Genomic DNA, 14,608 nt, shown 5'->3' on the forward strand with positions numbered 1-14,608 from the left:
TAAATTGGTTATTAAAATTATTTCGAGAGTACCTTAGAAATGTAAAATGGCCCAAATATATATATTTGATTTTTGACAAAACAGACATTTTGATGGGACAAAACGGACATTCTTGATTGACAAAAGGTATAAAGCAATGCACCGCAGTAGGTTTATATCAAAATTTGAACTTCCAGACTGCTTTGCGTGAAGAAACCATATTTACAGAAATTTAATAATATGAAAATATTTGGCTTCATATGAATAGAGTACTCATTCTTCGGTCAAATATGTTGAAATTGCCAGTGAGTAAAGCTCCACTAGTAATTGTATAGCCCATGGTTTTTTATGAGGTATGAACTTTTTGAGTCAAAAAAAAACTGAGAAAATAAATGGAAATAGAGGGGTTTAAACTAATTTAGAAGTTATTGTTATATTCAGTTTTTGAGTATTTTGAATAATATTTTTTTCAAACTTAAAAGCTTTAACGCAACTTCGGGAATTCTATCGTCTCAATGGGTTTGTATTTTATAAACGAGTACGGTAAAATATTAAAAAAAAATCCCTTCGTAGTGAAGGGATTTTTTTTTTAATTCAATTTAAAAGTTACTTACAATACTACTAACAGTTGTATGGTCTTTTGATTCACACCATCACTGACTCTGATAAAATGAATTCCAGCTTTGACATTCAATTGTTTCAAATCCAATTCAAGTTCGTTTTCTGATTTATCAAGGATCACATTAAATATGAGTTTTCCAAACATATCTGTCATGGTCAATGATTTAGTTGCAAAAGAAAATCCATTGAGCTGAATCGATACCAGGTCCTTCGCAGGATTTGGTACGGCTTTTAATTCCGGGGCTTCTGATGATTTGATATAAAGTTCCGTATTATCAAGCTCTTCCACTTTTTTGAACTCTGTGAATCCATTATCCTGTTTCTTCAAAGGTGGCAATGTCAAGGTATGGAACCAACCATTCACAAGATTTGAATTACCGGTACCACATTTTGAACGAATTTGATAATGATAAAAACTTCCATCGTCTAAACCGTTAAACAGATGTGTTAATGGACCAGAAGAATTTACCCAACTTGACCATGAAGTCCACACACCGGCAGAGATTTCTTTCCTAATTCTCAATTGATAACTGCTTGCGCAAGTTCCCGCCGACCATGAAACTTTTGCACTTGAATAGGTGGTATCGTGATGATAAACTGTCACGGGTTGTCCGCAAGTATATGCCACTACTGTCACCTTTTGTATACATGTCTTTACATTATTTGAAGAATCTTTAACGGTCCATTTCACATTGGTGACTCCAACCGGATAACTCGATGGCGAATTATTTGTAATTGGATATTTTATTCCGCAATTGTCAGATACTGTCGGAGTCCCAAGACTTACCGATCCTGCAGGAACACTGCATTGACCCGGCAAAGTGATGATTATTAAATCCGGAGGACAAGTCACGGTAGGCGGTTCCAAATCTTTAACATTCACTGTAAAACTGCAGCTTTTTGTATTTCCCGCCGCATCTGTAACCACCCATTTTACGGTTGTGATGCCTTTCTTCCAATATAAACCTGCTAATGATCCGCTTCCAGTGCCAGATTCAATTCCGGTCAGGGTATATGTTTTTGTAATTATACCACAATTATCAGAAGCTGTTCCATCAAATTCACTACCCTGTACAACATACCTGCACAGTCCTTCTGTCATTCCTCTCACTTGATTTCCGGGACAAGTCATCACAGGCATGGTAACATCTTTTCCTGTAAGAACTGTTGTGCATGTAGAAGAATTTCCATTCCCATCACTTACTGTAATGGTTATAGTATGTGACAAATTATGTGCTGATGATAGGATTGATCCAGCGTTTGGATTTTGACTCCAGTTGAATGTTGTAACGCAATTATCTGTTGCCATAGACCCATCAGTAAGATTGGGTACTAACAACTGACAGTTTGCATTCAAATTAACGTTTTGAGGATCCTCACAAACGGGTACAGGAGCTGTTACATCATTACCCGTTAGGACTACTGTACACGTTGCTGAATTTCCGTTTCCATCACTTGCTGTTACCGTAACTGTATGTGTCGTTCCTTCACCGGAGGCTAATAAACTTCCACTCGTTGGACTTTGGCTCCAAGTAAATGTTGTAGCACAATTATCGGTGGCTGTGGCACCATCGGTTAAATTTGGAACGAGTAACTGACATGTTGCATTCAACACAATTGTTTGTGCTGGTTCACAAATAGGTACAGGATTCGTGTTATCGTTTCCGGTTAATATTACCGTACAGGTCGCACTGTTTCCATTTCCATCATTTGCTGTTACAGTCACTGTATGTGTCGTTCCTTCACCCGATGCTAATAATGTTGATGTTGTTGGACTTTGACTCCATGTGAAAGTGGTTGAACAATTATCAGTTGCTGTTGCCCCATCTGTAAGATCCGGAACTAACAGTTGACAGCTTGCATTCAGATTGATAGTTTGTGCTGATTCGCAGCTTGGTACAGGATTCGTATTGTCATTTCCAGTTAATACTACCGTACAGGTCGCACTGTTTCCGTTTCCATCATTTGCTGTTACGGTCACTGTATGTGTTGTTCCTTCGCCCGATGCTAATAATGTTGATGATGTTGGACTTTGACTCCAGGTAAATGTAGTTGAACAATTATCAGTTGCACTTGCACCATCTGTGAGATCCGGAACTAACAGTTGACAGCTTGAATTCAGATTGATAGTTTGTGCTGATTCGCAGCTTGGTACAGGATTCGTATTGTCATTTCCTGTTAATACCACCGTACAGGTCGCGCTGTTTCCATTGCCGTCATTAGCAGTAACAGTTACTGTGTGCGTTGTTCCTTCGCCTGATGCTAATAATGTTGATGTTGTTGGACTTTGACTCCAACTTAAAGTAGTTGAACAATTATCGGTTGCACTTGCACCATCTGTAAGATCCGGAACTAACAGTTGACAGCTTGAGTTTAAATTAATTGTTTGTGCTGATTCACAGCTTGGTACAGGATTCGTATTGTCATTTCCGGTTAATACTACCGTACAGGTCGCACTGTTTCCGTTTCCATCATTTGCTGTTACCGTTACCGTGTGTGTCGTTCCTTCACCCGATGCTAATAATGTTGATGTTGTTGGACTTTGACTCCAACTTAAAGTAGTTGAACAATTATCGGTTGCACTTGCACCATCTGTAAGATCCGGAACTAACAGTTGACAGCTTGCATTCAGATTGATAGTCTGGGCAGATTCACAGCTTGGTACAGGATTCGTATTGTCATTTCCGGTTAATACTACTGTACACGTCGCACTGTTTCCGTTGCCATCATTTGCTGTGACTGTTACCGTATGTGTTGTTCCTTCGCCTGATGCTAATAATGTTGCAGATGTTGGACTTTGTGTCCATGTGAATGTTGTTGAACAATTATCGGTTGCTGTTGCGCCATCCGTAAGATCCGGTACTAATAGTTGACAGCTTGAATTAATATTAATTGTTTGAGCTGTTTCACAGCTCGGTACTGGATTCGTATTGTCATTTCCGGTTAATACTACTGTACACGTTGCACTGTTTCCATTGCCATCATTTGCTGTGACTGTCACTGTGTGAGTAGTTCCTTCGCCTGAAGCTAATAATGTTGCTGATGTTGGATTTTGTGTCCATGTGAATGTTGTCGAACAATTATCGGTTGCTGTTGCTGCATCTGTAAGATCCGGTACTAACAGTTGACAGCTTGAATTTAAATTAATTGTTTGTGCTGATTCACAGCTTGGTACAGGATTCGTATTGTCATTTCCGGTTAATACTACTGTACACGTCGCACTGTTTCCATTTCCATCATTTGCTGTGACTGTCACTGTGTGAGTAGTTCCTTCGCCTGATGCTAATAATGTTGCAGATGTTGGATTTTGTGTCCATGTGAATGTCGTCGAACAATTATCAGTTGCTGTTGTGCCATCTGTAAGATCCGGTACTAACATTTGACAGCTTGAATTTAAATTAATTGTTTGAGCTGTTTCACAGCTTGGTACTGGATTCGTATTGTCGTTTCCGGTTAATACTACTGTGCATGTTGCACTGTTTCCGTTGCCATCATTTGCTGTGACTGTTACCGTATGTGTTGTTCCTTCGCCTGATGCTAACAATGTTGCAGATGTTGGACTTTGTGTCCATGTAAATGTTGTCGAACAATTATCGGTTGCTGTTGCGCCATCTGTAAGATCCGGTACTAACAGTTGACAGCTTGCATTTAGATTAATTGTTTGAGCTGTTTCACAGCTTGGTACTGGATTCGTATTGTCATTTCCGGTTAAAACAGAAGTGCAAGTTGATGAGTTTCCATTACCATCAGAAACAGTAACTGTTACAACATGCATCATTCCTTCACCTGAAGGTAGCATTGCTCCTTGTAAAGGATTTTGGGTCCAGGTAAAAGATATGCTACAATTATCTGTTGCAGTTGCTGCATTGGTTTTATCGGGAACCGTAATCTCACAGTTCGCATTTAATGAAAGCGTTTGATTGTTCTCACAATCAGGAATTGGCGCAGTAGTATCGTCTCCCGTTAATACTACTGTACATGTTGCACTGTTTCCATTGCCATCATTTGCAGTAACTGTCACTGTGTGAGTAGTTCCTTCGCCTGATGCTAATAATGTTGCAGATGTTGGACTTTGAGTCCATGTAAATGATATTGAACAATTGTCTGTTGCTGTTGCGCCATTTGTAAGATCCGGTACTAACAGTTGACAGCTTGCATTTAGATTAATTGTTTGTGCAGATTCACAGCTCGGTACTGGATTTTGCATATCATTTACGGTGATCGTAAACAAACACACATCAGGCGTACATCCATTAATTGCTGTGATAGTTACTGTTGTAACGCCCAATAAAAATGCAGAGCCACTTCCTGTGCCTGCGCCACTTCCACTTGTTGCTCCTGAAAAACTGTAAGTGTAGGTAGGCGTAGGATCCCCTGAAGCCGTTGCAGTATAAATTACATTAGCGTTACATTCATTTAAATCTGTATTTACTGTTGTGCTGCCTGGACAAGTTGTAAAAGTTGGTGATTGTTTCACAGTGATCGTTTGTGTTTGTACTACCTGACAATCACTAAAACTAACAGTGACTGTAAATGTTGTTGTTGACGAAGGTGTAACTGTTATGCTTGGTGTTGTAGCTCCTCCCGGCATCCAACTATAAGAAATTGCGGCAGTAGTAGTAGCATCTAAACTTACCATATCTCCATTGCATATCATACCATCATTGTTAGTGCCAAAACTTGTTTCTGTCACATCGATGTTTACCGTTGGAGAAACCAGTGGGAGTCCTGTTCCGCCAAATGGAACTGGCACATCACCCAACCAAGGGCAATAAATTACATAGGTTGTTATTTTTGCTCCAGAGCCACCAGCAATTAAGCCTGGCCCTGATGTGTGATTCCAATAATTCAGGGTAGCATCAATGTCGTTGCCGCTTAAATTTTCAATTCCAAAACTCGAGCCGGCGAACCAATTATTGGGAGTAGCTATGACACTTCCTGCACTTCCTGTTGCATGGATATCTACGTCATTTAAATCTGTGTCATAAAACTTATTCGTTTTTACAGTTCCAGTTCCAGAATTTGTAAATCGAACACCCATTCCATTATCATAAATATGATTTCCTTCTACAATTGCACTAGCTCCATCAATATCAACACCAACTGCAAAACCATTGATGGATGCATCGTTATCCTTAATAGTTGCAGACGCGTTAGTACCACTCACCAGAATCCCCGTTCCTGTGCCAGTATTGTTAATTTCACAATCATCCTTTATAATAGCAGAGACAGCTGCATGCAAAGTGCTGCTTGGACTGTCGAATATTTTAACAGCCGTTGAGCAGGCTGATATAGTTATACCAGACACAGTGGCATGAGCTCCATCGCCTGCATCTGAAACATAGCCTTCATAATTGTTCACAAACAATCCAATAGTAGTGTTGCTCACCAAACCACCATTAATTAATATCGGACTGCTATTCTTCACATTCCAAACTTCGTAACCTTCTGTAGGTTTACCGACAATGGCTACGCCATCGATGGAATTATCCGTAGCAGTCGATGTTACGCTTTGCGAAGAAATCAAAATTCCATCCCAAAAACTTTCATTGGCATTGTTTATACCTGTAATAGTATTGTTGACCATCGAATAGGGCGAGGCTGTTCCATAAAATAAATTATGGAATACTCCTCTCCTTCTGACTTCCATTGTGTTGTTTTCAATCATTTGGAATGACACTGTACCAGGATTTGCCAAATGAAAGTTTCCGGTTTGCACGCCAATTCTTAAATTAGTCATGCAATTGTCTTTGACCCATGCATATTGATTATTATATAATAACACTCCTCCGCCCCAAAAGTCTATACCTGAACTTGCATCATAAGTTCCGAAATCCTGAAATTTATTTTGAGAAATTGTGTGCCCTGAGGAAGGCACAGCAGCAGGATAATCATAAAGCGTAACTCCGAAATAAGATAGATTCTTAAAAATATTACGGTTTACTGTTAAATTATTAATTCCCGTTTCATAAATAGTGACACCCTCTGCAGCATCTAAATCCGCTCCGTTTGTGCTGGTGTATCCACTCGTAAGAGATGGATTGTCACCATCAATTGTAAAACCAGAAATTGTAACATTAGATGCAGCAACGTGAAATATTTCTCCGTATGAAATAGCTTTGATTGCAGGAAAAACTTTAGCCTCTGAACCACGTGTTCCGGTACAGGGATCTATATTGCTGTTAGGCCCATTGATGGTAAGTTGTTTGTTGACGATAATATTTTCAACATACGTACCGGCTCCCACCATCAATGTGTGGCCATTCAAAGTTTGAGGATCATCAATTGCTTCCTGAATCGAACAAAATGTTTCTAAAGTAGTTGTATTTGTTACCAGATTATTGGATGCACAAATACATCCACCTGAAGGTTGAAATCCGACATCACCACTTGCATCTGTGCCTGAATTTAAAACTGTCGAGAGTATGATATCTCCACTTGAACCCTCTTCAAAGGTGGTAAGAATTACAGGCAGATCAATGGTTCCATGCCAGTTGCAATTAACACTTATATCATTGTTTATTCTACTTATCAGAGCTTTATTTGCATATGCAAAAGATAGATCATTGCCTTCAATAGTTACATTAGATGGCGTTGCATTGATCTTTCCAAATTCTCCGATTCGAATTGCGTTTTGAGGACCTGTGATCTTATTATTTTTAATTATTACATTACTTAAGCTAGCTGGAATGCTATTATAAGACGGTGCATCATCTCTTGCCTTTATAGCAATGACTGCAGGATTTTGAGGATCAATTGCTGTACCCGTTACGCCAGAATTAGTGATGTCACAATCTTTGATGGTAATATTTGAATAGGATCCGTATTTCAAATTAATATCAATACCATTATTAAATCCATAAGTGGCATCTGTCCCATTATTGTCCATGGTCAGCTTTTCAAAAGTAGCATTGCTCAATTTTTCAAAATACATTCCTTTTTGAAGATTATTGCTAATCGTACTATTTTTAATCACGATATTGTCGAAGGCCACAGGAGTTGTTGCTTGAAAATTTACAATTCCTTGCAAAGCATTTCCAGTAATGGTACAGTTATCAATCAACATACCATTGACTGCATTTGCCGTACCAATTCGCATTCCAATTGTTCCCGCTAATAAACTTGTACGTTGAATATCAGTATTGCTTATTTCAACATCTGAATTATTTCCTCCAAAGTTTACTCCGTATCTACAATAATCTATTAATGCAAGATTATTCAATGTTGGATTTGTAACACCACTTAAGAGAACTGCATCCTGAAAATTTGTAATAAACATATTTTGTAGCGTCACATTCGCAGCTGAAATTGTAAATCCTGCACCTATGCAAGAAATCGAAGGTGTAATTACTGTATTTGTGGCCGGATTGCTTCCTTTGCCTGCACCGCTGATCGTTAATTCTTTATTGACGACAACATTTTCTGCATAGGTTCCTGCAGCAATTGTGATTGTATGTCCATTGACTGTCTGGGGATCATTAATGGCATCCTGAATGCTGCAAAATATTTCACCGGTATTTGTATTTACGATTCCGGCTGCACATTTTGATAGCACAACATCATTTCCATCTCCCCCCTGCATAATCAATATCAAATGTATAGCCACCAGATGTGATGGCTGCTCCTTGCGTAAACTGGCCGACAACTGCATCTCCTCCGTCATTGTCGATAATTTTAAATTGATTTCCATTTGCAGGTATAAATCCTACACTCAGTATTAAATTGGAACCACCAAGTGTTACTGTCCCGTTTACGATCAATTGATCGTAGAGACTACATACAGTCGTACCATTTAACTCCATACTCAGCGCATCACCACTCGTTAAATTCAGATTTCCTCCCAGTGTCACACAACCCGGACTAGAGCCCGGTACCAATGTTAATTCTTTCGAACTTCCATCGAATCCATTGGCATACGATCCTGTTTCAACATGTATGGATTCGCCAGTTGCATTGGCAGCAGAAATCGCAAGTGGAATGGTTTCATCAGATGCACCTGTACCAGGTGCAGACACATATAAATTATTACCATCAATTCTTATCAAGCCTGATGCGGCATTGTCAAGCGCTCCATAGATCCTATCAGTACGTCTGAATGAATTCGATTGATCAAAAGTCTCACCGCTGATGTCTAAGCCGGTACTGCTCAAATTCTCTATATAATATGTTTCTCCCGCGTATTGATTGCCTCCACCGGTTGTCATTATACTTCCTGATTGAATTTGAATATCTTTAGTATTATCGACAGCATCATCGAAATCATTGTTGGTAAATAAAGCTTTCCCATTGGATTGTAAAAGCACGCCCAGTTCATTTCCATTTACAATATTCCCGGTTAATTGTACTGCTTGTTCTGCACTGAAGTTGCTACCAGCTATCCACTGGAAACCAAGATTGGCACCTTTAACGGTATTACCGGAATAGATAACATTGGTTCCTGCACTTGAATGCGATGTTACCCGAAATCCTCTCTGTAAATTAAGACTTGGGTTATTACTTCCCGAAAGATTCAAAAATTGATTGTTGCTCACTGTAATATTACTTGAATGAGCGTGTGCATTTTCCCAAATACCCAATACAACCTGAGGATTTGCGGATTGTGCATTCAGTATATTGGTCGTATTACCTGTTATAAGTAATCCATTGTAAACGTTTCCACCACTGGTATTGGATTGCATACATACGGTACTTGAATAATTTGTACCGTTACTTATTCCATCTCCAGGTACATTAAAAATATTGTTTGATATTGTTTGATTCGTACCAAATGAATAATGTATTCCTATATTTTGATTCACATCTGCCGGTGCTACTACGGTGTTCAAATCTGTGGCAATATCAAATCTGTTATTCGTTATTGTAGTATTGTTAAATGCATCTGTACCTCCAGCTCCATTAAACATTCCTATCCCTAAATCAAATTCCTTAAATTCGATATTGGATATCGTCCAATTTTGATTGTCTCCTCCATCAAATACAAGAACCCCTTCAAGATTTATAGCTGCCAAATCTCCTGGTCCTGTTATAGATGCGGTTCCCAAACCTTCAGGTGCTGTAAATGTGATCCCGTTTCTATTGGCTGGTATTAAGATAGAATAATCGTCGGCTGGGGAAACTACTCCATCATTACCCAATGACCAAGATGTTGCTGCATTGGCTTCCGTCCAATCAAAACTACCTTTTAAATTTATGGTCCAGTTGTTTGTTGCTTTTTCTACAGCATTGCGGATCCTCGTATAATCATTGTCGGTTGCTTGGGCTGCGCTTATATCTGTCACATATAAATGATTTGGAATCGCTATAAAAAAACCATTACACCTGGAATCTGTCCCATGTTGAAGTTTGTCTTCCAAGGCAAAGCGATTTGACAAGGACATAGCCATAGGAGTTTGCAAGCCAGCGCCGGCATCAAAATTATTATTAGTTACATCTATATCGATGTCCCAACAAGCCATGGTTGTAGTCCAGCCTCCTCCTGTTCCATAAATTGGAAAAGTAGAAAAGTCAGATGAGCCTGTCTGTTTATCCATGGTGATAAAAGAACTCAATGTAGCAGCAAAATTGTTCTCGTTTCCTGCAGTTCCAATAGTAAGGGTACCGTAAGAATCATTGTCGTTATCGTGATTTGCAAAATAAACTCCTGTGCCAGCACCGTTGAAATTATTGTTGGTCATGATGACACCAATAGGTACTTGAACAATTGTATTAGAGTTCGAACTGATGGACTTTGTATTGACAACAACACCATAAGTAGTACCAGCGGCTGGATTAAATGTATTTCCATCTAACAGCACATTGTTCATATTCTCTAAAGAAACAGCCCAATTAAATGTGTTGAAAGTGTTATTTGAAATTACATGGCTTATACCATTGTAATTGTTTTTAACACGCAACACTGCTGTATTCGGTGCGCCGGCGCCTGTGAATATATTCGTTGAAACGCTGATGATTCCCGATCCTGCATTTTGGTCGGCCAACTCTATGCCACCTCCATTACAATTATTGTTTGAAATTGTTACAGCGCCATTACTGCTAAAGCGGACTAGAACATCGTGGTTGATCGTTTGAAGTGTATTTCCGGTAACAGTTCCGCCCCCTTCATCAAATGCAATTCCAGATCTGAAAAAACTGGTTGGAAGGCTTCCATTCACTGTATTATTCTGACATAGAATACTATTAACACCACCAGTTGCAACTCTATAATTGGAAGGTCCTCCGTAATTAATACTGATGGCATTTCGGTCACCGTAAGAACCTGCCGGAGTTCCATAGGCATCAACCATATTGTTTTTCACTGTTATATTATCAAGCCCTGTGGCGCTTGCAATAATAGCACTCCGCAATTTTGACAAGTCTACTTTGAAATGTATATTATCAATCGTTACACCATCTACCGATACATCAAATAATGTTGGCTTTCCGGTTACTGTTCCCGTAAAATCAACAATAGGTTTGGGCATTCCTACTCCTTTTATCGTAAGGGTCTTATTTACTAACACTTGTTCGTTATAGGTTCCGCTTGACACTTCCAATACATGTCCATTTAAAGTTTGTGGATCGTTGATTGCTTCCTGAATGGAGCAAAAGAATTCCCCTGAATTGATATTAGCGACGGAGTTACCATTGCTGCATCCATTGCATGAATTAGCCACAGGTTGAAATCCCGGTGTTCCCGGCAAATCATCCACTCCCGAAGTTAAAAACAACTCGTAATCAACTGTGCCCGACATAAGAAGAGGCACTGAAGTACCTGTTACGCCCCACCAATTGCATTCAGCACTGATACTTCCTGTACCAATGATGGAATTGGCTCCGAGCCCCATGGCATTGCCATTCATCAATACACTATTGTCATTGGCCGTGATGGTATTGACCGGAGTATTACCCGTAAAAAAGGCAGTTACTGGGTAGGTGCTCGCTGCAGGATGCGTAATAAAATTGTTATACACATTGACCACAGCCCCTCTTTGGGCTATGATTGAATATCCATCATTGCCTCCTGCTCCCCATGGAGCTGAACCATTCCCTGTCAAAGTATTTTGGGTAATTGTTGCAAGGACATATCCTCTCGAATCAATTCCGCGATTCAGGTTATTTGAAATGGTATTTTCATCAATTGTGATATTTTGAACTGTCACAGCACCGGTACTGAAGTCTCCCAAATAAATTCCAGCACCCGATGGACTTAAACTTTCGGTACCACTGATGGTGCAGTTTTGAATAAGTGCCTGAATGCCATTTGCCGGAACTGTAGTTGCAGTGGTAAAAGTATATATTCCAGCATGAAAGTTTTGCGCTGGAAGACTTGGATAATTGCCTGAAAATCCGGTTAAACTCATTGAAACTATTTCAATATCAACCATACCCAAAGGTCCGCCAACAGTATTCACCAGAGCGACTCCCTGCATACTTCCTGTAACTGTACCGTTTGAAATTATGGTTTTAGGATTGGTACTAATGTCATGCATGACATAACCGTAAAATCCATCTGTCACTGTGTTGTTGTTCATCGTAAGCTTTTCGGTCCCACTCGCTCCACTTATAAAAATACCAACAGAGGAATTCGTCCCACCAAATACCTGACTGACCAAATCAATGCAATTTTTTTCTATCAGGCATGTATTTCCAACACTTGTTGTCATGCCGGTTATTTGCACGCCAACAGCTTGGGTATAAATTTTATTATTGATTATTTCAAGATCATTAAATCCTGCTGCACTGACACCTGTCAATCCAAGGAGCTCAAAACCATCTATGGTCACACCGTTGGCTGAAATAGTCACTGCTGTTCCAGCCAGCCCATCAATACGACTCTCTGTAATACGACTACCTGAACAACCGTTAGTTCCGTTATTTGCCCCTTTCAGCGTAAGAGACTTTGTTACATTGACATTTTCCACAAAAACGCCTCCGTAAACAATCAACTCATGCCCACTTAAAGTTTCTGCATCATTAATCGCTGCCTGGATCGTGCAAAATGTCTCTCCTGAATTAGTATTTTTCACAAATCCTGTGCCTCCAACAGAACCATTATTTCTTGTATTTGTCCCGTTTCCGCTAAATGTATTTCCACTGATTGTATTTCCGCAAGCAATAGGAGAATTACCGCGTCCAAAATATAAGTCGGCAAGATCTGATTGATCACCATCGCCGGGATAAGGCGTATGTCCTGCCTGTTGTTGAATTCCAACATCATTGTTATTTAGGGTATTTCCGGTTACGGTATGATTGGTTCCTTCCACAACAATCCCAAAGCCTTCACTGGTACTGGCACCGTTATCCTGAACATAGCCACTTACTGTATTTCCTGTAATGGTGACACCAGTTGGTACATCCACATTATCCGCCAGAACTCCTCTCCTAAAAGCAGCGATCCCAACAAGATCTCTTTCTTCAGAAGGCCTTAATGTCACAAAACTTCCGGTTATGCTAACCATATTCCCAGTAACGCTCGTATTGCTTCCATTGGCATCCGGGTTTTTAATTTCAATACCAAAACGCCCATTATTATTTAAAACATTGTTAGCAATAGTATTGGATCCGGTCGAACCATGAAGACCCACAGCACTCATTCCATTATCCCAATTGTCGTGAACATTATTATTGCTCATATTCACTGCTGAAGAGGTTCCATCTTGTAATTCAATTCCACAACAATTATTGTTGTAAACTTCGCAATTGGTAATCGTAATATTCTCCTTTAAGCCATTCCAAATGACGATACCTCTTGCTGCTCCGGCTACATTTGTATGTCCGGAAATATCCAGATCATCAAGGGTTACTCCATTGACAGGTCCGTTTGCATAAAAACCACTTCCTCCCAAATTGTCTTTGATGGTGCAGTCCATGATAACTAAGTTATTATTGCCTCCAATTGCATAAATGCCTGCATAACTGTTAGGCCCTGCACCTGTATGATTCTTTATCGTAAATCTTTGTATAGTAACATTTGTTACTGCACTATTTATCACAATTCCGGAACCTGTTCCCAAGCCCATACCGTCGATGATACAGCTAGCTTCATTGACGCCTTGGAGTGTGATAGATTTTGTTATGGTAACTTTTTCCATATAAATCATAGCATCGCATTCGATCACGTCTCCAGGATTGGCTGCATTGATTGCTGCCTGAATTGTAGGATGATCCGTCATCTGTGTGAGGTTATGAACTGGATCTGCAAAATTTTTCTCGAAAAGAAAATTACTTGTATTTGGATTCTTACAGTTTGAAGTCTTCAAATTAAATTCGGTATCAGTTACACTTTTACCACATTCATACTTTAAGCTTAATTCTATATTGGAAGATCCAGCATACAACATAAATGAATGTAAGCTAAAAATGAATAAAATTGCAGGTTTAAAAAATACCGCAACATTCTGAAATAAAACATCAAATGAATTCATGATAGGGTTATTATTGTAAATGAAAAAATCAGGAGTAACGATGTTACTCTTGTGATGGTCAAATAAATGTGTCTAAAAATTGGGTAATACAATTCACTGCCTTTGAAAAAAGGCAATAAAGCGGGGCGAGAGATTTTGGTTATTGTCAACATATTTAGTCAATAGACAAATTAAAGCATCAGTATAAAAACCCAAGTAATGCAATAAGTCTAATTTCTATTAAAGGCTAAATATTCTGCGATCTAAACATCCAAAGTTAATCACTCTTTAGTTATTCAAACGTTAAATTATTCTAAACCATTGAAAATGGTTTAATTAGAAAAAATTTGGCATATATACTTTTTATGATAGCAGGACCAAACAGATATACAATTATCCTAATGAAATAAACCTAATCTTGCCAAATTGTCCCGTTTTAAAAAAATGATAATCAGTATTCTATTGATATTTAGGCAAATGAATATGGTCTTATCTTCATATATTCTCATGTAAATGATTCATAGAAAAATATTTTTAAAATATTAGATTATTGATGCTCCATTCATGCTGTTTACCCCTAAGATGATACAAATCCTGGAATATTTTAGACTTTAATCATCTCGGTT

At 39.0% G+C, this 14,608-nt stretch carries 2 protein-coding genes; both read right to left on the bottom strand.

Annotated features, from left to right (window positions below):
* Positions 1-589: 589 nt before the first annotated feature.
* Positions 590-8,263 carry an HYR domain-containing protein gene (locus IPM92_12985; protein ID MBK9109243.1) on the bottom strand — a complete coding sequence of 2,558 codons (7,674 nt, stop codon included), beginning with the start codon at positions 8,261-8,263 and terminating at the stop codon, positions 590-592.
* Positions 8,160-14,003 (bottom strand): right-handed parallel beta-helix repeat-containing protein, encoded by a 5,844-nt coding sequence (locus IPM92_12990; GenBank protein ID MBK9109244.1) that lies wholly within the window; start codon positions 14,001-14,003, stop codon positions 8,160-8,162. The genes IPM92_12985 and IPM92_12990 overlap by 104 nt, the downstream gene beginning before the upstream one ends.
* Positions 14,004-14,608: the final 605 nt, after the last annotated feature.

This window comes from Saprospiraceae bacterium (assembly GCA_016719615.1).
In the GTDB taxonomy this organism is placed as follows: Bacteria; Bacteroidota; Bacteroidia; order Chitinophagales; family Saprospiraceae; genus Vicinibacter.